Here is a 23,791-nt window from a genome sequence, read left to right as displayed (position 1 = left end):
GCAAAGATTCGACGATGAAGACGCTGAGCGTCATGAAGACAGGAAAACGATATGGTCACGCAGACGCATAGTCTCGAAGTCGCGCGGCTGTCCGCCGCCGCGCGCGCCAACGCCGACGACGCGCGCGTCTGGCGCTGGTACGCCGATCTGATGGAAGACGACCGCGTGCGCTGCACGCGCACGCGTCACGGCTGGCAGATCACGGTCGACAACCGCTGCACGGTCGAGGACGAATCGTTCGATTGCGCCGTGCGCCGAGCGGAGCAGGCGTGGAGCGGCATCGCGCAGACGCAGGTGAAACTGCACCGCCGCCGCAAGAGTGCGTCGAAGACGGACGCGATCGTGTTGCCGCAGTTCTGGTGACGCGGTTGCGTTGATGCGGTTGCGTTGACGTGCCAGGCGTCAACGCGCGTCGCCCGCGTCGCGTAGCATGCGCCCGAACGCGTCGATGATCCGCTCCACGTAGCGGTTCTTGTGCGCGAACGGGCCATGCGGCGTTTCGCGGTGCGCGAGCATGGTCGCGTTCGCTTCGAACACGAGCACGCGGCCATCGGCCGTGAGCGTGAAGTCGACGCCACCATAAGCGAGCCCGAGCCGCGCGCCGATGGCGCGAATCGCTTCGTGCGCGCGCGTGCCGAGCGCCGCGCGCGGATCGGCGAGAAAGTGCTGTTCCTCGTTGAGCTTCCACGGGCTCTGCGCCATATCGGCGGAAAAGTAGTGGACCATCCAGTGACGCGAAATCGCGAGATGGTACGGATGCGGCTCGCCCGCGACAAACAGCGTGCGATATTTGCGGTAATGCCCGTCGGCGGCGCGGAAATCGTGAAAGGCCGTGAGATAGCACGGCGCATCGAGATCGGCGAGCGCGCGCCACAACGAATCGAGCGAGGCGTGCAGCGTCACGCCTTCGCCGCCGTGCGCGGCGAGCGGGCGCAGCAGGAGCGGCAGCGTCAGCTCCGACTGCGCGAGCTGCGCCGCGAGCGCGGCCTCGTTTGCCGGACACGCGTCCAGACGCACGCAGCGCGGCACGATCACATCGGGCACGCCGTCGAGTAATTCCCCCAGCCGATGACGATGCGTGCGCGCAATCGCGTCCGGCGCATTGAGCAGCGGCCGTTCGCAACGGACCGCGAAATCCGCGAAACGCGCGAGGCGAGCGGCGAGCGGCGCGGCCACGTCGGCGTCGCCGATACCGTTGAACACCACGTCATGCGGCGGCAATTGCGCGTCTTCGGCGTCTTCGGCGCAATCGATCGCGTAGCGGATGCGCGTGGTCGTTTGCGCATCGAGCAACGCGTCGATCGGCACGTTGCCGGTGCCGTGACCGACGCCGAGTATCAGCACGCGCAGCGTTTCCGTGCCGAGCGCCCGATCGACGAATACGCGTTGCAGCCGGTACGCGCGTTCGCGATGCACGTGCGCTTCATCGGCGAGTCCGTCGCGGTCGAGCGTCGCAGCCAGGTTTTGATGCGCGATGGCGAGCGCCGGATCGATCTGCAACGCGAGCCGATACCAGCGGATCGCTTCCGTGCGCCGTCCGTTCATCGCGTAGACGGTCGCGATGTTGTAGAGCACCAGCGCGTGCTGCGGGGTGGGCTGCGGGGTGGGCTGATGCGTGGCCTGATCGCCGTGCGTCGCGCCGAGCATGCCGAACGCGGCGAGCGCCAGTTCGTGCGCGGCGCTGCCCGCCACGTCGTGAGCCGCGCGCAGTGCTGCGAGCATGCGCGTATGCAAGCCGATATCGAGCGGCGCGGCGTCGAGCGCTCGCGAGAGCGCTTCGATCGACTCCGCTTCAATCGACTCCACTTCCGCTGCAACGAGTGTGTCAGACATGACGTGCTCCGAATTCTCGCAGCGCGTCGCACAGCGTCTCGACGGCTTCGTGCGTGACCGCGTTATAGAGCGACGCGCGCAGCCCGCCGATCGAGCGATGCCCTTCGAGTCCCACCATGCCGCGCTCGCCCGCGAAGTCGAGGAACGCGCGGTCGAGACGTGCGTCGCGGAACGTGAAGGCCGCGTTCATCTGCGAGCGCCACGGCTTGAGCGCGTGCACATCGACGGCATCGCGCATCGCCTCGAGCGTGTCGTAAAGACGCGTCGATTTCGTCTCGTTGATGCGCTGCATCGCGTCGAGTCCGCCGATCGTGTCGCGCAGCCAGCGCGTGACGAGCGTGAGCACGTAGATCGCGAAAACGGGCGGCGTGTTGTAGTTCGAGCGATGCTCGATCTGCGTGCGCAGGTCGAGAATCTGCGGCAGGCCGTCGGGAATGCGCGCGAGCAATTCGCGATCGATCATGGCGACGGTCACGCCCGCCGGGCCGAGATTCTTTTGCGCGTGCGCGTAAATCATGCCGTAGCGTCCTGCGTCGAACGGACGCGACAGAAAGTCCGACGACATATCGGCGATCAGCGGCACGCGCGGCGTCGTGTCGGGCGCGGCGAATTGCAGGCCCTCGACGGTTTCGTTCGACACGTAATGCAGATACGCGGCGCTCGGCGCGACGGCAAGGCGATCGAGCGACGGCAACTCGCGAAAGCCGGACGGCGCGCCGTCCCACACCACGCGGCACGGACCCACGCGCCTGGCTTCGGCGCTCGCGCGGCTGCTCCAGTAACCGGAGTTCACGTAATCGGGCGGCGCGAAGGCGCGCGTGGCGAAGTTCAGCGGAATCGTTGCGAACAGCAGACTGCTGCCGCCTTGCAGAAACGACACCGCGAAACGCTCGGGCAAACCGAGCAGGGCGCGCAGATTGCGCTCGGCTTCATCGACGATCTGCTCGAACCAGTCCGAGCGATGACTCATGCCGAGCACGGACAGCCCCGTTTCCGGCAGCGCGGCGATGGCGGTTTGCGTGGCGTCGAGCACGGCGGCCGGCAACGCGCCGGGACCGCCGGAAAAATTGAGAGCGTTGGACTTCATCGGGCGTGTGAGCGTCTGTTCGGCGGCGCGCCGAAGCGTGGATCCGCGGAGTCGCGAATACGCGCGTCAGACGCCTGTTTCAGTGACGCCCAAGACTAACAAGCCCGAAGGTGCGATGAGGAGCGGAGCAAAGGGGCAAACGCGCGCCAATTTCGCGGATGCAGATTTCCGTAGGCTTTCAGAAATATTAAGGAATGTAAGCGGCGGATTTCAGGCGCCGTCATGCACGTCCAGGCATGCCCGAAATCCCCAGCACGTGACGCCGTTCAGGCCGTCACCGGCTTCTTCGCGCGCACGGCTTTCGCCGCGGGCTTCACGCTCGCATCGGCGGCGCCGGTCGTGTGATACGCGTGGCGCAGATGCTCGTGCATGCGCGACGCGGCTACTTCCATGTCGCCCGCGAGAATCGCGTCGATGATCTCGATGTGCTCGTTGCACCACTCGCGAATGCGCTTGCGGTTTACATAGCCCTGAAATTCCAGCAGACGCCGCAAACGATTCTGCTGCTGCATCGATTGATGCATGAACACGTTGCCGCTGTACTCGGCGAGCAGTTCGTGAAAGTTCGCGTCGGTGTCGAACACCTGGCGCGGCGTGACGTTCTCGCCGCCCAGTTGCGAGAGCAGAAACAGATGCTCGCGCTTGCAGCGCTCCAGCGCCGAACGGTCGGCGGAGAAGGTGGCGAGCATCAGCCCCGCCGGTTCCATCGTGAGACGGAAGTCGTAGCTGCTCTTGAGCGTCAGCGCCGAATCGAGCGACGGCTGGAAGCTCCAGCCATGGCCCTTGTTGCGCACGATGAGCCCGTCTTCCGAGAGCCGCGAGAGCGCGCGCGTCATCGTCATGCGGTCGACGCCGTAACGCTGGCAGATGTCGGTCTGCGTGAGCGAGGCGGGCAGCGTGCCCGCGAGCCGGTCGGTGACGAGGCGGTTGTACAGGTCTTCGTCGCCCGAAGTGGGCAGTTCGAGTTCGATGCGATGCAGCCCGTCGGCGGGCTTCGCGAGGAAGAAACCGCGGTTCTCGCGCGACTCGATCACGCCGAACGATTCGAGCAGCGCCATCGCGGCGCGCACGGGCGTACGCGAGACGCCGAGCAGATCCGCGAGCTGCTGCTCGCGCAGATGATGCCCGACCTCGAAGTGCGCTTCCTGAATCAAGTCGATGATCTGTTTGGCCAGCACATGGGCGGCTTTGCCCGGGCGCTTGATCATTTCCGCATTCCTCCAGTCGTTGGCGGAAGAATAACAAAAAATACAAATTCTGGGTGCCACAAAGAGGGCGCAAACATCCTCGCTCGCCAAAAAAAACCATGCAAGAGGGCTTTTTTATTGCTTGACCCGTGTTTTTGTCGTTTGTATAAATTGAGACAATTGAAACAAACGTGATGCAAAGAACGGAGTTTGCGAATGTCTCTATCCCTGTTGTTCGACTACCTCATCTCGGCCGATTTCGTGCGCGGCGCGGCCATGACGCTGGCGATTACCGTCGTCTCCCTGCTGTGCGGCATGCTGATCGGCCTCGTGCTGGCGCTGCTGCAAGGCAGCCGCAACCGCGTCGCGCGCACCTTCACGTTCCTCTATCTGTGGCTGTTCCGCGGCACGCCGGTGCTGTTCCAGATCATCTTCATCTACAACGTGCTGCCGTCGTTCGGCATCCGCTTCAGCGCCTTCGTGTGCGCCGTGCTCGCGCTCTCGCTCAACGAAGGCGCGTTCATGTCCGAGATCTTCCGTTCGGGCCTGCATGCGGTGAAGCAGGGCCAGCGCACGGCGGGTTTTGCGCTCGGCATGAACGGCGCGAAGGTGTTCCGCCACATCGTGCTGCCGCAGGCGCTGCGCGTGGTGCTGCCGCCCATCGGCAACCAGATGATCGGCATGCTCAAGCTCAGCGCGCTGGTGTCGGTGATCGCCGTGCAGGAACTGCTGCTCGTGGCCAATCAGGCCGCCAGCGCGAACTTCCGCTATCTGGAGGCGCTGAGCGCCGCCGGTATCTATTACCTCGCGTTCACGACGCTGTTCATGCTGCTGCAGGGCTGGATGGAGCGCGCGTTGAACCGCCGCCGCAAGAGCACCGTGCGCCGCACGTCCTTCGCCGAACGTCTGCTCGGTGTTTCGCAACCTGTCGTCCGCTAAAGGCTTGTTCATGTCGACCGTACCCGCTTCGCCGCTTCTCAAGATTCACCGCATCGACAAGAGCTATGGCGGCACCCAGGTGCTCAAGAGCTGTTCGCTCGAAGTCGCGCCGAAGGAAACCATCGTGATCGTCGGGCCGTCGGGCTCGGGCAAATCCACGCTGCTGCGCTGCGTGAATCTGCTCGAATCCGTCGACGCCGGCAACATCCTGTTCGAAGGCCGCGACCTCACGCGCGAACTCAAGCGCGTGCATCAGGTGCGTCAGCAGATCGGCATGGTGTTCCAGAACTTCGAGCTCTTTTCGCATCTTTCGGCGATCGAAAACATCATGCTCGCGCCGATGTCGGTGGCGGGCGTCTCGCGGCTCGACGCGCACGATCTCGCGCTCGCGCTGCTCAACAAGGTGCATCTGCGCGAACGCGCCGATCACTATCCCGACCAGCTTTCCGGCGGCCAGCAGCAGCGCGTGGCGATTGCGCGCGCGCTGGCGATGAAGCCGAAAGTCATGCTCTACGACGAGCCGACCTCGGCGCTCGACCCCGAAATGGTGAACGAAGTCACCGAGGTGATGGCCGAGTTGAGCGCCGAAGGCATGACGAGTCTCGTCGTCACGCACGAGATGGGTTTCGCGCGCCGCGCGGCCGACCGCATCGTTTTCATGGAAGCGGGCGAGGTGATTCTCACCGAGTCCAGCGAACAGTTTTTCAGCGGCACGACGCACGAGCGCGCGCGCCGCTTTCTCGACCAGATCCTGCATTGACCGGAGCCCCCTGCATGTCCGCGATTCTTTCCACGCCGTCTTCCGCCGCATCCGCTACGCAATCCGCTGTGCAATCCGCTACGCAACCCGATCTCGCGCGCATGAAGCGCGATCTCGCCGCACTCGTCGGCATCAATACCGAGAACCCGCCGGGACGCGAGATCGAGGCCGCGCAACTCGTGCATCGTCTGCTCGAGGAAGCGGGCTTCGATCTGTCGCTGAGCGAATACAAGCCGGGCCGCGCCAACGTGATGGCGCGCCTCGAAAACGGGCCGGGCCCGACCTTCGCGTTCAACACGCACCTCGACGTGGTGCCCGCCGGCACCGGCTGGCAGTCCGATCCGTTCGTGCTGCGCGAAGCCGACGGCCGCCTCTACGGACGCGGTTCGTGCGACGCCAAAGGCCCGCTCGCCGCGATGATCGAAGCCATGCGCATGCTCGCGGCCGACCGCTCGCGCTGGTCGGGCACGCTGCTCGGCGTGTTCACCGCCGACGAGGAAATCGCCAGCGAAGGCGCGAAGTTCTACGCGGCGAGCCGTCCGCACGTCGACTTCGTGGTGGTCGGCGAACCGACCTCGAACGCGACCTTCTCGGCGCACAAGGGCAGCCTGCGTCCGCTCGTGCGCGTGCACGGCGTGACGGCGCACTCGGGCACGCCGCATCTCGGCGACAACGCGATCTATCGCGCGGCGCAACTGCTCAAGCTCGTCGAAGGCCATCACGAAAACGAAGTGCGTTGCCGCTGCCATCCGCTCGTGGGCTCGGCGAGTCTCACGGTCACGCGCGCGCTCGGCGGACATGCCGATAACGTCGTGCCCGGCGCGTGCGATCTGCTGCTCGACCGCCGCATGGTGCCCGGCGAACTCGAAGAGGACGTCAAGCGCGAAATCGAGCAACTGCTGGAAACGGCGCGCGAGCAGTTCGGCGTGCGCGCGGAAGTGCTCGAATACAAGCCGACCACGGGCGGCGCGACCGAAACCGCCGCCGACTCGAAGATCGTGCAGGCGAGCCTCGCCGCGTGCCGCGCGCACGGCAACAGCGAGCCGGGTCCGTTCGGCTTCCAGGGCGGCTGCGATCTGGTGCATTTCCGCAGCGTGGGCGCGGCGGGCGTGGTGATCGGCCCGGGCACGCTCGAAGTCGCGCACAAGCCCGACGAGTTCGTGCCGATCGACGAGTTCCTCGCGTCGAGCCTGATCTATCGCGACGTCGCGATCGAGATGCTCAAGGCGGAGCAATGAACGACGCGGCGCTGACGCTTTCGCGAGCCGCGGGCATTCGCGCGAGCCTGCATCGCGCGGCGCTGCATTACGGCGGCGGTCTCGTGCTGCATACGGCGTCGTCGGGCAGCGTGGCGAGTCTCGAGGCGCTCTATCTGCGGCTCGAAGAAGCGGGGCAGTGCGGCACCGGCGAGGTGCGCATCAATTGCGCGTATCTCAACGGTTACGCGGCGGAGCAGATCGTCGATGAAGCGCTCAAGGCGATCGGGCAAATCGACTGGTCGAAAGGCGCGCATGCCTTGTTCGCCTCGCTCGGCGAGCTGATCGCGCCGTATGGCGCGCCGGTGCGCACGCTGATCGACAGCGCCTTGCACGATCTGCGCGCGCGTCAGCTCGGCATCAGCGTGGCCGCGTTGTACGGCGCGGCGCAGAGCGCGCAGGCGCCGTCGTGGCGCACCAACCAGACGCTGTTCTGGTCCAGCGACGACGCCATGCTCGCACGCGCCGCGCAGTATCTCGAACGCGGCTTTCGCGAGCTGAAGCTGCGCGTGGGCGTCGCCCATTTCGACGACGACCTGCGCCGCATCGACCTGCTGCATTCGCGCTTCGGCGCGCGCCTCACGCTCTCCGTCGATGCGAACGGGCAGTGGCGTCCCGAAGACTGTGCGACGCGTTTCGCGGCGCTCGCCGCGCGCGGCGTGGACTACGTCGAGCAGCCCATCGCGGCCGGCGACTGGGACGCGTTGCGCGACGTCGCGCGCGCCAGCCCGATCACGCTGATGCTCGACGAAAGCCTGCAATCGTCCGCCGATATCGACGCGCTCTGCGCACTCGCGGGCCTGCCGGTCGCCGCGCATCTGAAGCTGCTCAAGCTCGGCGGCATCGCGGCGACGGTGGCCGCGGCGCGCAAGCTCCAGGCGGCGGGCGTGGCGCTGATGATCGGCCAGATGAACGAAGGCGCGCTCGCCACGGCGGCCGCGCTCCAGGCGTGCTGCGCGTGCGGCCCGCGCTGGGCGGAACTCTACGGCGCGGATGGCCTCGTCGACGACCCCGCGCGCGGCATCGTCTACCGCGACGGCGGCGTGAACGTCACCGATCCGCACGGACTCGGCGTGAGCTTCGACGCCGCCCTCACCACGACACTTTGAACGACACAAGGACACACAGCATGCAAGCGAATCAAGGCCCCGCACAGGGCAGCGAATCGGCCTTCACGGCCGCCGAATACGCGCATCGCGTCGCGCGCGCCCGCGAGCTGCTCGCGCGCAACCAGATCGACGCGATGGTCGTCACCGGCCCGGAAAACATCTTCTATCTGACGGGCCAGCAGACGCCGGGCTACTACACGTTCCAGGCGCTGGTGCTGCCGGTCGAGGGCGATCCGGTGTTCGTGATCCGCCAGCTCGAATATTTCAACTTCATCGCCAACACCTTTATTTCCGATGCGCAGGTGTACGGCGACGGCGATAACCCTGTCGACGTGCTCGTGCGCGTGATCCAGCAGAAAGGTCTGGCGGGCAAGCGCGTGGCGATCGACAAGCGCGGCTGGTTCCTGCCGATCGCGGTCTACGAGGCGCTGGGCGCGAAGCTCGGCACCATCGCCGACGCGGCGGGCGTGGTCGAGCAATTGCGCGCGGTGAAGTCGCCCGCCGAAATCGCCAAGCTCGAAAAGGCCGCGAGCTATGTCGATGCGGGCATGCGCGCGGGGCTCGACGCGGTGCACGTCGGCAACACGGAAAACACGCTGGTCGCGGCGATGATGGGCGCGGCGATCGCGGCCGGTTCGGAATATGTCGGCATGGAGCCGCTCGTTTCGGCCGGTCCGCGCACGGGCGTGCCGCACGGCACGTGGCGTCGTCGCGCGCTCGAAGCGAACGCGCCCGCGTTCCTCGAAATGGCCGCGTGCCACGACCGCTATCACGCGGCGCTGATGCGTTCGGCGTGGATCGGCGACGTGCGTCCCGAAGCGCTCGATATGGAAAAGGTCTGCCAGGAAGCGCTGCAGGCGGCGCTCGACGCCATCGTGCCGGGCGCGCCGTGCGAAGCGCCGCACCTTGCCTGCCAGGCCGTGATCGACCGCGCGGGTTACACCGACAACTTCAAGAAGCGCACCGGCTATTCGGTCGGTATTTCGTTCGCGCCGGATTGGGGCGAAGGCTCGATCCTGAGCCTCTACACGGGTGTGACGACGCCGCTGCGTCCGGGCATGACGTTCCATATTCCGCCCGCGCTGCGCATCTACGGCGAGTTCACCGTCGGTGTCAGCGAAACCGTGGTCGTGACCGAAACCGGCTATCGCGCGCTTGGCAATATCGCGCGTCCGCTGCTGCGCGTGGCCGCCTGAGCGCGCCTGAACGCGTGCGAACGCGCAGTCCAAAGAATCAAGAGGTGTCTATGTCTTTTTCCCAACTGGCGCCGCGCATGAGCCGCGTGCGCCCCTCGCCCACGGCCGCGATTTCCGACAAGGTGCGCGAGTTGCTCGCCGCCGGCAAGTCCGTCATCAATCTCGGTGAAGGCGAATTGCATTTCGACACGCCCGCGCACATCAAGCGCGCGGGCATCGAAGCGATCGAGCGCGGCGACACGAAGTACACCGCCGTGGCGGGCACGAGCGAACTGCTCGCGGCCATCGTCGAGAAGTTCGAGCGCGAGAATGGCGTGCGTTACGCGATGGACGAAGTGATCGCGGGCACGGGCGCGAAGCAGTTGATTTTCAACGCGCTGCTCGCGACGCTCGCGCCCGGCGACGAAGTGCTGATCTGCGCGCCGTACTGGGTGTCGTATCCGGATATGGTCGCGCTGGCGGAAGGCCGCGCGCGCGTGCTGAGCGGCGATCCGTCGAACGGCTGGAAGCTCGACGCGCCGACGCTGCGCGCCGCCATCACGCCGAAAACGCGCTGGCTGATCCTGAATTCGCCGAACAATCCCACGGGCGCGGTCTACACGCGCGAGGAATTGCGCGCGCTCGCCGACGTGCTGCTCGACCACGAACACGTCCTCTTGATGGCCGACGACATCTACGAGCACGTGCGTTTCGGCGGCGCGTTCAGCACGCCGGCCGAAGTCGAGCCGCGTCTGCGCGATCGCACGCTCACGGTGAACGGCGTCTCGAAGGGTTATTCGATGACGGGCTGGCGCATCGGTTATGCGGGCGGCCCGGCGTGGCTGGTGCGTGCGATGCAGATCCTGCAATCGCAAAGCACCTCGAATCCGAGCACGATTTCGCAGGCGGCGACGGTTGCGGCGCTGCGCGGCGGGCTGTCGTTTCTCGACGACTGGCTCGTGGAGCTGCGCGCGAATCGCGATCTCGTGAACGCGACCATCGCGCGGTGTCCGGGGCTGCATTGCGAGCCCGCCGATGGCGCGTTCTACGCGTTCGTGAATTGCGCGGGCCTGATCGGCGCGACGACGCCCGATGGCGCGGTCCTGCGCGACGACCTCGCCGTGGCGACGTGGCTGCTCGAATCGGCGCATGTGGGCGTGGTGCATGGCAGCGCGTTCGGCGTGGAGGATCACGTGCGCATCGCGTATGCAGTGCCGGTCGAGACGCTGAAGGAAGCGTGCCGCCGCATCGAAGCCGCGTGCGCGACGCTCACGCTCGCGCCGCTGGAAGCGGGCGCATGAGCGTGCGCCTTCGTCACGCGAACACGTCGGGCGGTGCGCGATGCTGCATCTGATCGAAGACGCCGCAAGCGAGCCCGCGCAGTATGGCGCGCTCGCGGCGCGGCTGGCGATGCGGCTGGCCGCAGACGAGGCGACCTTCGCGCATCTGCCCGCGCGTTTCGACACGGCGCGCTTTCCGGATGCGATGCAGCACGTCTGCACGGAAGGCGCGCTGGTCGCGAGTGGTTTGCTCTGGCGCGACCGCGCGTGTCCCGGCGGCGTGCAGGGCGAACTCGATATCGACGAGATCGTGATGCGCGCGCGGCATGCCGAGGTGATCGTGCCCGTGCATCCCGCCAATGGCGAGCCGGCCGCGCTGCGCGAGGCGTTTGCGTCGCGCGCCGAGCGTGAAGGCGTGGCGTCGACGCGCTACGTAGTCGAACGCGCGTCGTCCGTTGCGCGCGTGATTGATGAGCATCGCGTGCTGCGCGATGCTGCGACGCAAGACCGCTTTGGCCGATGGCGCGATGTCGATGTCGTTGCCGATGTCGACTTTGAAACGTCATCGCGCGCGTCGCTCGTCGTCGCGTTGATCGGCAGCGAAAGCGAGCAGCGTGCGCAATATCCGGCGACGCTCGCCGCGCTCGGCGACGCCGCCGATGCGCTCGCGCTCGACCTCGATGTGCGCTTCGTGGCCGCGCAATCGCTCGACGCGTCGACTGTGGCCACGCATTTGCACGGCGCGCAGGCGATCTTGTTGCCGGGCGGCGCGGACATGTCGCGCGTGGCCGGACAGATCGCGGCGGCGCGTCATGCGTGGAGCGCGCGCGTGCCCGTGGTCGGCTTGTGTCTCGGCATGCAGTCGATGGCGACGGCGCTCGCCCGCGTGGCGCTCGAACGCGACGATATCGGCATGCTCGAAGCGCAACCGCACGCGCGCGTGCCGAGTTTCGTGCCGATTCGCGAGGAGCACGATGGCAGTCTCGTGCATCGCGCGGGCGTGCAACCGGTATCGATCTCGCAGGACTCGCAGCTCGCGCACTGGCTCGATGGCACGCGAGCGCCGATCCGCTGCAATCATCGTTATCGGCTGGAAACGTCGCTCGAAGCGCCGCTGGTGCGTGTCGGCGTGACGATAGCCGCGCGCGACGCCAGTGGCGAGATCGCCGATGCGATCGAGGCGCGCGATCATCCGTTCTTCGCGGGCATGCAGGGGCATCCGGAGTTGTCATCGCGCGAGGGCGCGCCGCATCCGTTGCTGCTCGCGTGGTTGCAGGCGGCGCGCGGGCGCTGAGCGCACGCAGACACATCACGCAAAAAAGGCGCGCCGCTCTGGCGCGCCTTTTTTACGCCAATCGATATCGATCGATCACGCAGCCTGCGAAGCCAGCGCCTGCGCGAACAATTCCGCGTCCACGTTGCCGCCCGAGGCGACCACGAGCACGCGCTTGCCGCGCAGCGCCGAGGCGGCCGGATCGGCCATCATCGCGGCCAGCGCTGTCGCGCCGCCGGGCTCGACCACCACGCGGAACGTTTCGAAGCAGAACGCCATCGCGCGGCGCACGGCTTCGTCGTCGGCGACGAGCGCGCCCGCGAGGCGCGAACGGTTGATCGAGAACGGCAGTTCGGCGGGCACGGGGGCGAGCAGCGCGTCGCAGATCGACACGCGTCCGGCCGGATTCGTTTCGCGCGCGCCCGAGGCGAGCGAGCGGCGCGTGTCGTCGAAGCTCGCGGGTTCGGCGGCCCAGACTTCGGCGTGCGAGCCCGCCGCTTCGACGGCGAGACAGGTGCCTGCCGCGAGACCGCCGCCGCCGCACGGCACGACGATCGCATCGACTTCCGCCGCGCCGAGGCGTTCGAGCGATTCGAGCGCGACCGTGCCCTGGCCCGCGATCACATGATGATGATCGCCGGGCGGCACGACCGTGTAGCGGCCTTCACGCGCGAGTTCGGCGGCCACTTCCTCGCGGCTTTGACGCTCGCGGTCGTAGCGCACGATGCGCGCGCCCGCGAGCCGCGCTTTTTCGACCTTGTTTTCAGGCGCATTCGACGGCATCACGACTGTGGTCGCGAGACCGAGCATGCGCCCGACCGTGGCGATCGCCTGGCCGTGATTGCCGGTCGAGTAGGCGACCACGCCGTCGGGGCAGAGCGCGCGGTCGAGCCGCGACAGGCAGTTATAGGCGCCGCGGAACTTGAACGCGCCCGTGTGTTGCAGCGATTCGAGCTTGACGACCACGCGCGCGCCCGTGAGCGCGTCGAGCAGATCCGAACGCACGAGCGGCGTATCGACGGCGACGTTGTGCAGGCGCGCGGCGGCGTCGAGCACGTCGCGGGCGGCGGGGGTCTGGAAAGACAACATGTTGCGATCCTCGAAGAACGCGCGGCGAACGCAATCGCTTCGCCGCGCCAGGCGATCCGGCGTGAACCGGATCAGAAACGATGACGCAGGCCGACTGTCACGATCGCCTGCGTGCTGGTGCCGTCCACGCCGTACGACGAGATCGTCGCGCGCGCGTCCTGGAGCGCGCCCGAACTCGTGCGCTGCTCGCCGCTCGCGTGCTGGAAGGCGGCGGTGGCGTAGACGTCGGTGGCTTTTGAGAGCGTGTAGAACGCGCCCGTGCTGACCTGGTTGTAGCGCGCGGAGGCGTCGCCGCTCGCATCGGTGAAGACGTAGCCGAGGCCGAAGCGCAGCGCGGGCGAGACGCGGTAGAACGCGTACACGCGGCCCGTGTTGTAGCGCTGCGTGTGCGTGAAGGTCGACTCGCCGTCGGCGGTGTAGCGCGCGTTGCTGTAGCCCGCGCCGAGCTGGAAAGCGCCGAGCTGGTACTGCGCCGCGGCCTGGGCGATGCCGAGCACGTGCGCGCTCTGGTAGGCGGTGTTGATCGAGCCGCCTTCGAAGAGGGCGTCGGTGGTGGCGCTGGTCCAGCCCGTGCGCGCGCCCGTCGATGCGTTGGCGTTGGCGGCCTGGAAGTAGCCCGCCGCGAGCTTGAGCGGGCCGTTCGCGTAGAGCGCGGCGGCGCTGAGCGTGTAGCCCTGGCCGAGCGAACCGGCCACGCCGCCGGGCGCGACGAGCGCTTCGAACTGGAGGCCGCCGAAGTTCGGCGAGGTGTATTTCACGGCGTTCGAAACGCGCGCGCTGAAGTCGTTGTTGTCGACGTCGCCGGGCGTGGCGAACGGGACGCTGCCGCCTGCGCCGTCGGCGGTGATCGGCTGCACGAGATCGACGATCGGGTCGTACATGCGGCCCGCGACGAGCGAGCCCCAGCGGTCGCCCGACAGTCCCACGAAGGACTGGCGGCCGAATTCGCGACTGCTTTGCAGCGACTTGCCGGTGCCGATCGCGAAGCCCGATTCGAGCTGGAAGATCGCCCTCAGTCCGCCGCCGAGATCTTCGCTGCCCTTGAGGCCCCAGCGGTTGCCCGAGAGGCCGCCGCTGAGCAGGCTGAAGCGGTTGCCGTCGTGGGTCTTCAGATAGCTGATGCCCGCATCGACGATGCCGTAGAGCGTGATGCTGCTTTGTGCATGAGCGTTGCCGATGCCGGCGCCGGCGAGCACCGCGCCGGTGAGTGCGAGTCGTGCTTTCAGGGTTTTCATCTGTTGTGCGAATTAATTGTGATTGAGGTGATGTGCGAGAAGCGTGCGGCGGATGAAAGCGATCAAGCGGACGTCGAGGTATCGGGCTGAGCAGGCGCAAAGCAGGCGCAAAGCAGGCGCGAGCGCGCCCGCCGGAGCGGTCAGGCCGCTCCGGAACCGTCAACGCGAACCACAAAACGAAACAGGAAGGTGAGCGAAGCGCGCGCGAGGCGCGTCGGTCAGTCGGCCTTCGCGACGGTGCCCGCGCCGTCGAAGATCGACACGGAAGCGGGCAGCTTCCACTTGGCGATCAACTGGCGATAGGTGCCTTGCGCGACCACTTTCGCGAGCGCGTCCTTGAGTGCGCCGGCCATCGCCGTGTTGCCCTTGGCGACGGCGAAACCGATCGTGGTGGTCTGCTCGAATTCGGGGCCGACGGCCTTGTACGTGTTCGGCACTTCGGCGAGCAATTGCACGGTGCCGGGCGTGGAGTTGTAGATCGCGTCGGCGCGGCCCTGGCGCAGGCTCAGCGCGGCATCCTGCGCGGTCGGCAGCGTCATGACGTTCGGCGCGGTCTTGCCTTCGGCGGTGCAGCGCTTCGCGTCGGCGCGCGCGTAGGTTTCCTCGATGCCACCGAGCGTGACGGCGACGTTCTTGCCGCACAGCGAGTCGTCGCGGCCCGTGATTTTTGCCGGATTGCTCTGCTGCACGATGATGCGGTCGCCCACGCGCAGATAGGGCACGAAATCGACCTGCGCGCTGCGGGCGGGCGTGATGTACATCGCCGAATTAATGAGGTCGATGCGGCCGCCTTGCAGCGCCGGAATCAGGCCGTTGAACTGCATGTTCTGCGGCGCGGGTTCGAGTTTCATTTCCTTGGCGACGGCCTGGGCGAGGTCGATGTCGAAGCCGGTCAGCGCGCCGCTGCGCGTGAATTCGAACGGCGCGAAGCTGGCCGCGACGCCGTAAGTGAGCTTGCCCGAGTCGAGCGTCTTGACGGCGTCGGCCGCCGAGGCGGCGGGCGCGGCGAGTGCGCTGCACAGCGCGGCGCAGGCCACGAGGGCCGGAAGAACGGGGACGGCGCGGAGCGAGGAAAGGGCGGAAATCGGCAAGCGTGCGTTCATGGTGGGTCCTGTTGGCGGGCGGTGTGTTTTGCTTGAGTTGTACAAATTTATACAAACGTGAAAAATGTACGTCAAGCGAGAATAAAAAAACCCGTCCGCGTGTGGCCTTGAAATCACATGAATTTTTTATGCGCGATGTGATCGCCTGTTTGTATGTTTATTGCACAGTTGTACATAGTGGGGCGAAGAAAAGAACAATCAACGAGCCGGCGCACCCACGCGCCGCTATTGCGCGAGCGTCTTCGCCAGCGCCGCGAGCAGATTCGGGCGCTCGGGATCGGCGTCGGCGAGCAACACGATTTCGCGCTCGTAGGCCGCGCCCGGCAGCGCGATCACGCGGCAGTCGCCCGCGAAACGCTCGATGCCCGACCAGCGCGGCACGAGCCCGACGCCCATGCCGTCGGCGACCAGCATCGCGATCGCTTCGAGCGCATCGAGATCGCAGAGCACGGCGGGTTCAGTGCCCTGATCGGCGAGCCAGCGCGTGGCGAAGCGGCCGCCGCCGAGGGCCGCATAGGGAGAGACGGGCTCGAGAGATACGCACGGCGCGTTTCCACGAGCTGCTGCTGCACGGCGAGCAGGTCGCGCTGGGCGTCGAGCACTTCGAGGAACGGCGACGCGCCGTGGTCGTAACGCAGTTGCGCGAGGCGCGCGCGTTCGGCCTGGGCGGCTTCGGTCGCGCGCAGCGTCTCGACCTGTTCGGCGAGCCATTCGCGCGCGGCCAGCGCGTCGGCCACGTCGCGGAACGCCGACTGCACCGCGCGTTCGTACGAAGTCACGGCCTGATCGCGCTGCGACTTCGCGACTTCGAGATTCGATTCGCGGCGGCCCATGTCGAAGATCGGCAGCGACACGCTCGGGCCGAAATTCCACGCGCGGCTCGGGCCGGTGAAGAGATCGGAAAGCTGCGTGCTGGCGGTGCCGAATGCGCCGGTCAGCGTGATCTTCGGGAAGAATTCCGCGCGCGCCGCGCCGATGTTCGCGTTCGCGCCGCGCAACTGGAATTCGGCGGCGACGATGTCGGGACGATTGGTCAGCAGATCGGACGGCAGGCCCGGCGGCAGGTCGCGCATCACGGCGCGGTCGTCGAGCTTGACGTCGATATGCGGCAGGTCGATGGGCTTGCCCACGAGCAGTTGCAGCGCGTTCACGCGCGTCGCGCGCTCCTGCTGGAGTTGCGCGCCGAGTGCTTCGGCCTGGCGCCAGAGCGTTTCGACCTGCTTGAGATCGAGCCGCGAAATCGCGCCGACTTCGTGACGCCGCGTGAAGATGCGATACGACTCCTTGCGGCTCGCGATGGTCTGCTGCGTGAGCGTGATGCGTTCGTCGAGTTCGCGCAGGCTCAGATAGCTGTTGGCGACCTGCTCGACGAGGGTGAGCGTGACGGCCTGGCGCGCGGCATCGGTGGCGAGATAGTTCTGCAGCGCCGCTTCCTTGAGATTGGCCACGCGGCCCCAGAAGTCGAGTTCCCAGCTCGCGAGGCCGATGCCGACCTGATACTGGCTGGCGGTCACGGGCACGCCGTAACCCGAGAGCTGTGCTGGCACGCGCGCGCGGGCGAGATCGGCTTCCACGCCGATGGTCGGGAACTGGTCGGCGCGGCGAATGCCGTACATCGCGCGCGCTTCTTCCACGCGCTGGATCGCGAGCTGCAGATCCTTGTTGTAGTCGAGCGCGTCGGCGATCAGGCCTTGCAGCACGGGATCGGTGAAGTAATCCTTCCAGCCGACCTGCACGGCGCTCAGCGTGTTCGCGCCGTTCGACGGCGTGCCGCTTTCTGGGAATGTCTGCGGAACCGGCAAGGGCGGCTGCTCGTACTCGGGCGCGAGCGACACGCAGCCGGCGAAAGCCGTGGCGACGGCGGCGAAAGCGAGCGTCAGGGGCCAAGGCCGGGCGCGGCGCGTCCGTTCGCGGTGCGACGCAGCGGGTGTGCCGGACGAGCCGGACGAGCCGGTTGCGTCAAACGCGGCAACGACAGGGCGGCGGGTCATGGGTGACTTCTCCGCTCGCGCAGGTTGCGGTTCACACATCGCGCGACGCGAGCGGGGCGCGTCATGCGCGCGAGGTCAGCGTCGGGCGTGTTGCGGGCGTCGAGTGAGGGGCGCAGCGGTGCGGCGGGCATCAACGCGCGCCACCGTGCAAAGGCCGTGAGAATCCGGCGTCCGGTGTTTCGATATGGGTGACGGTGCGCCGCGTAACAAGCGAGCCGGGGTGCGACGCAGCGCCGCCCCGGCGCGGTGCACGAACGACGAGGCGTGACGCGGGCGGGCGCGCACGCCTCGCAAAGAGGCGATTCGATCGTTGATTGGTCGTCATCTTTCTGCGCGTGTGGCGGACGATGGCGACTCGCGGAATGCGGTGCGCATCGCGTCCGGGACGCGCGTGGCGCACGCGCGTCCCGATTCGCAAACGATCGTGACACAAAGCGAAAAGCCGTGACGGCCAGGTGCGCAGTCGAAACGCGCTGTCCGTTTCGGCGCGGCGCGCGTCAATCGGACGGCGGCGCGCGCGAGGGCGGCTTACGCAGGCTTGCTTGCGCTTACATCGGCCACACGAAGGCCTCGTGCGTGTGGGCGCTCTTGCCGATATCGACGGCGCGGCGCACGGTCTTGCCGTCGTGGCTCGCGGTCACGATGTAATGGCCGTCGGGCAGCGTGACGAGCATGAACGGCCCGTTCGTGCGCGTGGCGAGCAGTTTCTGGCCATGCGCGTCGGCGATCTTCACCGGCACGTTGGCGAGATACTCATTGCCGCCCGCCGTCTGGCGCGCGAATTCGAGCGAGAGCGGATAACGCGGCATTGCCGCCTTGAACGCCGCCGACTGATCGCTGCCGATGCCGCCCGAGAGATACGCGATCGAGCCCGCGTGTTGCGGCGACGGCAGCGCGCCGAGGTTGGTTGCCGACGCGGCTGAATTGGCGCTGGCGTTGGCGTGATTCGCAAGCGCCGCCGCGTAAGCCCCCGGTGCGCCGAATGCGCCGAACGTGAGCGCGAGCGACGCGGCCGTCGACAGCGCCATCCGTGTGAAAGTGCGTGCCTTCATGATCGACCTCCATCGATGTGAACGAGGTGAGTCGAGCCTAGGCCTCATGGCTTAAAAGTCCCTTAAAACAGGGACGATCCGCCATTTTTCGATCGACGCGCAAGTGCAAGCCGTTTGAAAAAAAGCCGCCGGACGCGAGGCGAACGGCGGCTTGTGCGGGTGCTTGTGTCGCGTCGCCGCACGTACTGTGCGGCGCGCGTTCGAGCCATGCGCTTACTGCGGAATCATGCCCGTGAGCACATACGCCTGAATCAGCGTGACGATGCCGACGATGCCCGCGAAGAAGAGGCTATGGCGCACCGTGAAGCGGAACAGCGACGCTTCCTTGCCGACGAGGCCCGTTGCCGCGCACGCGACCGCGATCGATTGCGGCGAGATCATCTTGCCGCTCACGCCGCCCGAGGTGTTGGCCGCCACGAGCAGCGTGTCCGAGACGCCGATCTGGTGCGCCGTGGTGTGCTGGAGCGAGCAGAACAGCGCGTTCGACGAGGTGTCCGAACCGGTCAGGAACACGCCGAGCCAGCCGAGGAACGGCGAGAAGAACGGGAACGCCGCGCCCGTGCCGGCCAGCGCGAGCGCCAGCGTCGACGACATGCCCGAGTAGTTCGCCACGAACGCGAAGGCGAGCACGAGGCCGATCGAGAGCACCGGACGGCGCAGCTCGCCGAGCGTTTCGAAGAACGCGGTCACGGCGGCGCGCGGCTTCATCTTCAGCACGATCACCGAGATGATGGCCGTGATCATGATCGCCGTGCCGACCGCCGAGAGCCAGTCGAGCTTGAACACGGCTTCGTAGGGCTTGGGCGAGGCGACGATCGGCGCGGTGCGCACCACGAGCTGATCGAGGCCCGGCACATGGAAGCTCAGCACGGTGCCCGCGAGCGCGCCCTTCGCAGCGAACAGCGCCTTGAACGGCTTCACGCTCCAGACCGTGACGATGGCGGTCAGCAGAATGAACGGCGACCACGCACGCACGGTTTGCGCGAGCGAATACGGCGACGCCTGGCGGCTCGACGCTTTCGTGCTGTTGTTGCCATTGTTGCCGAACTGGCCGCCGCCGAAGCCGCCGAGCGTGGCCGCGCCGCCGCTCATGCGCGCATTCGCGCCGGCCGCTTGCATCGCGCGGCGCGGTTGCCACACGTTGAGGAAGGCCGCGAGCGCGACGAGGCTCACGAGCGCCGAGGTGATGTCCGGCAGTTCAGGCCCGATGTGATTCGAGGTGAAGTACTGCGTGATCGCGAAGCTGCCGCCTGCGACCAGCGCGGCGGGCCACGTTTCCTTGAGGCCGCGCTTGCCGTCCATGATGAAGACGAGCCAGAACGGCACGAACAGCGACAGCAGCGGCAATTGACGACCCGCCATCGCGCCGATCAGGAACGGATCGATGCCCGTCACCTGGCCCGCGACGATGATCGGAATGCCCATCGCGCCGAACGCCACGGGGGCGGTGTTGGCGATCAGGCACAGGCCCGCGGCGTAGAGCGGCTCGAAGCCGAGACCCACGAGCAGCGCCGAGGTGATGGCGACCGGCGCGCCGAAGCCCGCCGCGCCTTCGAGGAACGCGCCGAACGAAAAGCCGATCAGCAGCAGTTGCAGGCGTTGATCGTCGGTGATCGAGAGCACGGAGGCGCGAATCACTTCGAACTGCCCCGTCTTCACGACGATCTTGTAGAGGAACACGGCCGTCACGATGATCCACGCGATCGGCCAGATGCCGTAGGCGAAGCCGAAGCCCGCCGACACCAGCGCCTGCTTGACCGGCATGCCGTATTCGAAGATCGCCACGCCGAGCGCGAGCACGAGCGTGATCGCGGCAGCGACGTGACCCTTCAGGCGCAGGCCCGCGAGCGCGACGAAGAAGAACAGGATGGGCACGGCGGCCACGAGCGCGGACAGCCACAGACTGCCGAGCGGGGTATAGATCTGATGCCAGGGTTGCACTACGGTCTCCTCCGATGATGCGGATAAAAATGGCGATGCGGACTCGTCAGGCCGGTTTTGCAATGTAGTTCGGATGCCTGACGAGTTTGATTCGCAGCGAGTTGAACGCTATTGCGGCTGGTCTCGCTCGCTGAGCAGATCGTGCAGGCTGCGCGGCGCGGGCTTGAGCGGCGTGCGGTGCTGCGTCCAGCCCATCTGCTGCGAAGGCGCGAGCGCACGCAGTCGCGTGGCGGCCCAGCGCAGCGCGCGATACGCACGCGGATGCGCGAACGCGCCGCTCCAGAAGCGCCAGACGAATTGCTCGCTCTTGCTGTGATTCGCGCCCTGGCCGCGCAGCGGATGCGCGACCGTTTCGTCGGGTGCGCGATTCGCTTCGGTGCGCAGACGCACGAGCAGTTGCGGAATCGGAATGCGCACGGGGCAGACTTCGCCGCATGCGCCGCACAGGCTCGACGCGGTGGGCAGGTCGGCGGTCGCGTCGAGGCCCAGCAGATGCGGCGAAATGATCTTGCCGATCGGACCCGGATAGGTCGTGCCGTAAGCGTGGCCGCCGATACGCGTGTACACCGGGCAATGATTCATGCACGCGCCGCAGCGGATGCATTGCAGCGTGGCGCGCAATTGCTCGTCGGCATAGGCCTGGCTGCGGCCGTTGTCGAGCAGCACGAGATGCACTTCGCGCGGACCGTCTTTCTCGCCCGCGCGTCTCGGGCTGCTGATCAGATTGAAATACGTGGTGATCGGCTGGCCGGTCGCCGAGCGCGTGAGCAGACTCGAAAGCGGCACGATGTGTTCGAGCTTCGCGACCACTTTCTCCATGCCCATGATCGCGATATGCACGTCGGGCACCGTGGTCGACAGGCGGCCGTTGCCTTCGTTTTCGACGAGCCAGAGCGTGCCGGTATCGGCGGCGGCGAAGTTCACGCCCGAGAGGCCGATCTGCGCGTCGATGAACGCGCGGCGCAGCGCGCGACGGCCCGTTTGAATCAGCGCATCGACGTCTTCGGTATAGGGCGTGTCGGGAATGTGCTCCTCGAACAGATGCGCGATGTCGCCCTTCGTTTTGTGGATTGCGGGCATGACGATATGCGAGGGCTTTTCGCCCGCGAGCTGCACGATGTACTCGCCCATATCCGACTCGATGCAGTCGATGCCGCGCTCGCCGAGGTAATGGTTGAGCTCGATTTCCTCGCTCGCCATCGACTTGCCCTTGATGACGCGCGTCGCGGCATGACGTTGCGCGATCTCGTGGACGATGCGATTGGCGTCGTCGGCGGTTTCGGCCCAGTGCACGTGCACGCCGTTCTCGCGCAGCTTCGCTTCGAGCTGTTCGAGCAGATCGGGCAGACGCGCGAGCGCGTGCTGGCGCACCGCTTCGCCGAGGTCGCGCAGTTGTTCGAGTTCGTCGGCTTCGGGAAACTGCGCGGCGCGTTTGCCTTGCAGGAAATCCATCGCGCCGCGAAAGCTCTTGCGCAGTTGCGGGTCGTCGAGCGCGGTGCGCGCGCGAGTGCGGAACTCGGCGGTGGGCACGAAATGCAGCGTGTTTTCAGCGGTGCCGGCCGTGCTCATCGTGCGTCTCCTTGCGGGGCGGCGTTGTTATCGGCGTTGTCGTCGGCGCTGTCGTCGGCGTTATCGTCGATGACGATCACCCACAGCGCGCGCGGTCCGTGCGCGCCGTATGCGGTGGTCTGCTGGATGTCCGAGGTCTTCGACGGACCGGAGATCATCACGAGATTGGTGGGCATGCCGTCGCGCCAGCGCTCCGCTTTGGCGGCGGCGTGCAGATCCGCGTGCAAGGTGTTTGCATGAACGAGCGCGACGTGCAGCGGCGGCACCAGCGAAACCGTGCGCGGCGCGTTGGCGTCGGGCACGACGATCAGCGTGCCGGTGGCCACGAGGCCCGAGCGCGCGACCGTGAAGCCTGCATCGATCGTGTCGAATAGTTCGGGCTTCCAGGTTTCGATCGGCGCGTCGTAATGCTTTGCGGCGATTTCCGCAGGCAACGCGGCGGCAAGCGCTGCGCCTTCCGCGCTCGACGGATCGAGCAGCAGACGCTTCACGCCTGCCTGCGCGAGACGGCGCGCGAGTTCGGCGGGCCAGGCTTGCGCGGTCGTGATCGTCACGTCGGCGTGTGCGGCTTCGAGCATGCGCTGGAATTGCGCGAGGCGCTCGGAATGCGTGGCGTTCGCGTGAGCGCGGCGGGCATCGAAATGCGCGTCGATGCGGGCATCGAGTGCGTCGATCTGCGTGGGCGTGATGGACGAGGCGGGCGCGCTCGCACGCAGGCGTCCGAGCATGCGCGCGCGGGCGCTGAGCGCGTTCGGGGTATCGACTGCGTGCGTCATGCCGCGTCTCCGCCCGTGCGCCGCCACAGGAAGCTGGCGAGGTGTTCGACTTCGAGCGGCGCGCCTTTGCGCTCTGCCGCGTGGCCGATGTTCAGCAGGCAGCCGCAGTCGGCGGAAACGAGTCGGTTGCAGCCGGTCGCGCAGGCCGAGGCGATCTTGTCGGCGACCATCGCGCCGGAAATGTCGGGATGCTTGAGCGAGAAGGTGCCGCCGAAGCCGCAGCATTCCGATTCGCGTTCGTGCTCGATGCGCGTGACGCCGGGCAGCGCATCGACGGCTTCGACGCCATGTACGCGCGTGCCCATCTCGCGGCGCGCGCCGCACGAGGTGTGCAGCACGACGCGCTCGTCGGGCTGGGTGCGGGCGGCGTCGGCGTAAGCGCCCGCCGCGCCCAGATCGACATCGAGCACGCGCACGAGGAATTCGGTCAGCTCGTAGACGCGCGACGAGAGGTCGAGCGCGCGGGCTTCGTCGGCGGCTTCATCGGCGAACAGGGCGGGCCAGTGATGGCGCATCATGCCCGCGCACGAGCCCGAGGGCACGATCACGGGCCACGGCTGTTCGAACAGGCCGAGCTGCGCGCGCGCCACCTCGCGCGCCTGGCGCGGGTTGCCGCTGCTGTACGCGGGCTGGCCGCAGCAGCTCTGGCCGCGCGGAAAGTGGACCGTGAGGCCTTCGCGTTCGAGCAGCTTGACGGCGTCGAGTCCGGCCTGCGGCACGAACAGGTCGACGAGGCAGGTGGCGAACAGGTAGACGTCGGTGGGACGCGGGCCGGTGGGGTAGAGCCGTGGCTTCATGTCTCGCTTTGGTATCGGGTGGCGCGTCGTCCGGCGCGGTGGTGCGCGGCAACGGCAGGTTTGTGGCGCATAATTCCCGCTTCGGGCGACGGGCACAAACTGGTTGGACCAGTGCGCATTCGCGCGTTGCCCGGACCACACGAAACACATTGCGGGGACGATCAATGAGGGACAGGGCGGGCGCACGCGGACGCGTGGAAACGGTGATGCGGCGCATGGAAACGTCGCTGCTCGACGGTACCTGGGGCGCGGGCGCGAAGCTGCCGTCCGAGCGCGTGCTCGCGCAGGATTACGGCGTGGCGCGCAACACGGTGCGCGAGGCGACCCAGCGGCTCGCCG

At 67.1% G+C, this 23,791-nt stretch carries 21 protein-coding genes and 1 pseudogene; 9 read left to right on the top strand and 13 right to left on the bottom strand.

The genetic code is table 11. The features are described from left to right. Positions 1 to 51: 51 nt before the first annotated feature. A complete protein-coding gene (locus G3N97_RS17040; protein WP_205994283.1) occupies positions 52 to 363 on the top strand; it encodes a hypothetical protein in 312 nt (103 codons plus the stop codon). 39 nt (positions 364 to 402) lie between these two features. Here G3N97_RS17040 and G3N97_RS17035 read toward each other — a convergent pair whose 3' ends face one another. The 3 genes from G3N97_RS17035 to G3N97_RS17025 form a co-directional block, all read right to left on the bottom strand. After that, positions 403 to 1,833 carry a tetratricopeptide repeat protein gene (locus G3N97_RS17035; protein ID WP_205994281.1) on the bottom strand — a complete coding sequence of 477 codons (1,431 nt, stop codon included), beginning with the start codon at positions 1,831 to 1,833 and terminating at the stop codon, positions 403 to 405. Beyond that, positions 1,826 to 2,920: a 3-phosphoserine/phosphohydroxythreonine transaminase gene (serC, locus tag G3N97_RS17030; protein ID WP_205994279.1), complete on the bottom strand. Its 1,095-nt coding sequence runs from the start codon at positions 2,918 to 2,920 to the stop codon at positions 1,826 to 1,828. Before serC ends, G3N97_RS17035 begins: the two co-directional genes overlap by 8 nt. 266 nt (positions 2,921 to 3,186) lie before the next feature. Further along, positions 3,187 to 4,128: a GntR family transcriptional regulator gene (locus tag G3N97_RS17025; protein ID WP_205994277.1), complete on the bottom strand. Its 942-nt coding sequence runs from the start codon at positions 4,126 to 4,128 to the stop codon at positions 3,187 to 3,189. A 195-nt stretch (positions 4,129 to 4,323) separates the two neighbouring features. Here G3N97_RS17025 and G3N97_RS17020 point away from each other — a divergent pair, with 195 nt between their 5' ends. The 7 genes from G3N97_RS17020 to G3N97_RS16990 are packed head-to-tail and all read left to right on the top strand — an operon-like array spanning position 4,324 to position 11,920. Then, positions 4,324 to 5,046: an amino acid ABC transporter permease gene (locus G3N97_RS17020; protein WP_205994276.1), complete on the top strand. Its 723-nt coding sequence runs from the start codon at positions 4,324 to 4,326 to the stop codon at positions 5,044 to 5,046. A gap of 10 nt (positions 5,047 to 5,056) precedes the next feature. After that, on the top strand, positions 5,057 to 5,806 hold the full coding sequence (locus G3N97_RS17015; RefSeq protein ID WP_065059673.1) for an amino acid ABC transporter ATP-binding protein: 750 nt from the start codon (positions 5,057 to 5,059) through the stop codon (positions 5,804 to 5,806). A gap of 14 nt (positions 5,807 to 5,820) precedes the next feature. Continuing rightward, on the top strand, positions 5,821 to 7,044 hold the full coding sequence (locus G3N97_RS17010; protein ID WP_205994274.1) for a M20 family metallopeptidase: 1,224 nt from the start codon (positions 5,821 to 5,823) through the stop codon (positions 7,042 to 7,044). Next, positions 7,041 to 8,171 carry an enolase C-terminal domain-like protein gene (locus G3N97_RS17005; RefSeq protein WP_205994272.1) on the top strand — a complete coding sequence of 377 codons (1,131 nt, stop codon included), beginning with the start codon at positions 7,041 to 7,043 and terminating at the stop codon, positions 8,169 to 8,171. The genes G3N97_RS17010 and G3N97_RS17005 overlap by 4 nt, the downstream gene beginning before the upstream one ends. Positions 8,172 to 8,191: 20 nt before the next feature. Further along, positions 8,192 to 9,367: a Xaa-Pro peptidase family protein gene (locus G3N97_RS17000; RefSeq protein WP_183715872.1), complete on the top strand. Its 1,176-nt coding sequence runs from the start codon at positions 8,192 to 8,194 to the stop codon at positions 9,365 to 9,367. 50 nt (positions 9,368 to 9,417) lie between these two features. Further along, positions 9,418 to 10,647 carry a pyridoxal phosphate-dependent aminotransferase gene (locus G3N97_RS16995; RefSeq protein WP_205994271.1) on the top strand — a complete coding sequence of 410 codons (1,230 nt, stop codon included), beginning with the start codon at positions 9,418 to 9,420 and terminating at the stop codon, positions 10,645 to 10,647. 40 nt (positions 10,648 to 10,687) lie between these two features. Next, a complete protein-coding gene (locus G3N97_RS16990) occupies positions 10,688 to 11,920 on the top strand; it encodes a gamma-glutamyl-gamma-aminobutyrate hydrolase family protein (RefSeq protein WP_205994270.1) in 1,233 nt (410 codons plus the stop codon). A 75-nt stretch (positions 11,921 to 11,995) separates the two neighbouring features. On the opposite strand, the gene G3N97_RS16985 is transcribed toward G3N97_RS16990, so the two are convergent. The 10 genes and pseudogenes from G3N97_RS16985 to G3N97_RS16940 all read right to left on the bottom strand — a co-directional run bounded on the left by G3N97_RS16985 (position 11,996) and on the right by G3N97_RS16940 (position 23,452). Beyond that, complete coding sequence (locus G3N97_RS16985) at positions 11,996 to 12,988, bottom strand: threonine/serine dehydratase (RefSeq protein ID WP_074985242.1); 993 nt, start codon at positions 12,986 to 12,988, stop codon at positions 11,996 to 11,998. 71 nt (positions 12,989 to 13,059) lie between these two features. Next, positions 13,060 to 14,223, bottom strand: coding sequence for a porin (locus tag G3N97_RS16980; protein WP_205994269.1), 1,164 nt, complete (start codon positions 14,221 to 14,223; stop codon positions 13,060 to 13,062). A 218-nt stretch (positions 14,224 to 14,441) separates the two neighbouring features. After that, the gene (locus tag G3N97_RS16975; protein ID WP_205994268.1) at positions 14,442 to 15,326 is read right to left on the bottom strand and encodes an ABC transporter substrate-binding protein; all 885 of its coding nucleotides are present in this window, start codon (positions 15,324 to 15,326) and stop codon (positions 14,442 to 14,444) included. 225 nt (positions 15,327 to 15,551) lie between these two features. Continuing rightward, positions 15,552 to 15,740 (bottom strand): hypothetical protein, encoded by a 189-nt coding sequence (locus G3N97_RS16970; protein ID WP_205994267.1) that lies wholly within the window; start codon positions 15,738 to 15,740, stop codon positions 15,552 to 15,554. A gap of 81 nt (positions 15,741 to 15,821) precedes the next feature. Beyond that, positions 15,822 to 17,206, bottom strand: a pseudogene (locus G3N97_RS16965) (efflux transporter outer membrane subunit); the annotation flags it as partial. A gap of 659 nt (positions 17,207 to 17,865) precedes the next feature. Beyond that, a complete protein-coding gene (locus tag G3N97_RS16960) occupies positions 17,866 to 18,369 on the bottom strand; it encodes a carboxypeptidase regulatory-like domain-containing protein (protein WP_205994265.1) in 504 nt (167 codons plus the stop codon). A 213-nt stretch (positions 18,370 to 18,582) separates the two neighbouring features. Then, positions 18,583 to 20,310, bottom strand: coding sequence for a lactate permease LctP family transporter (locus tag G3N97_RS16955; protein ID WP_205994264.1), 1,728 nt, complete (start codon positions 20,308 to 20,310; stop codon positions 18,583 to 18,585). A gap of 108 nt (positions 20,311 to 20,418) precedes the next feature. Further along, positions 20,419 to 21,879: a LutB/LldF family L-lactate oxidation iron-sulfur protein gene (locus tag G3N97_RS16950; protein WP_205994263.1), complete on the bottom strand. Its 1,461-nt coding sequence runs from the start codon at positions 21,877 to 21,879 to the stop codon at positions 20,419 to 20,421. Next, a complete protein-coding gene (locus G3N97_RS16945) occupies positions 21,876 to 22,655 on the bottom strand; it encodes an LUD domain-containing protein (RefSeq protein WP_205994262.1) in 780 nt (259 codons plus the stop codon). Before G3N97_RS16945 ends, G3N97_RS16950 begins: the two co-directional genes overlap by 4 nt. Continuing rightward, on the bottom strand, positions 22,652 to 23,452 hold the full coding sequence (locus G3N97_RS16940; protein ID WP_205994261.1) for a (Fe-S)-binding protein: 801 nt from the start codon (positions 23,450 to 23,452) through the stop codon (positions 22,652 to 22,654). Before G3N97_RS16940 ends, G3N97_RS16945 begins: the two co-directional genes overlap by 4 nt. A 164-nt stretch (positions 23,453 to 23,616) precedes the next feature. On the opposite strand from G3N97_RS16940, the gene G3N97_RS16935 reads away from it, so the two are divergent. Further along, the coding region (locus G3N97_RS16935) for a GntR family transcriptional regulator (protein WP_205994301.1) at positions 23,617 to 23,791 on the top strand (175 nt) is incomplete at its 3' end.

Origin of the sequence: Paraburkholderia sp. Ac-20347 (assembly GCF_017104805.1) — a bacterium.
GTDB lineage: Bacteria > Pseudomonadota > Gammaproteobacteria > Burkholderiales > Burkholderiaceae > Paraburkholderia > Paraburkholderia tropica.
This window is presented reverse-complemented; position numbering and strand designations above follow the sequence as displayed.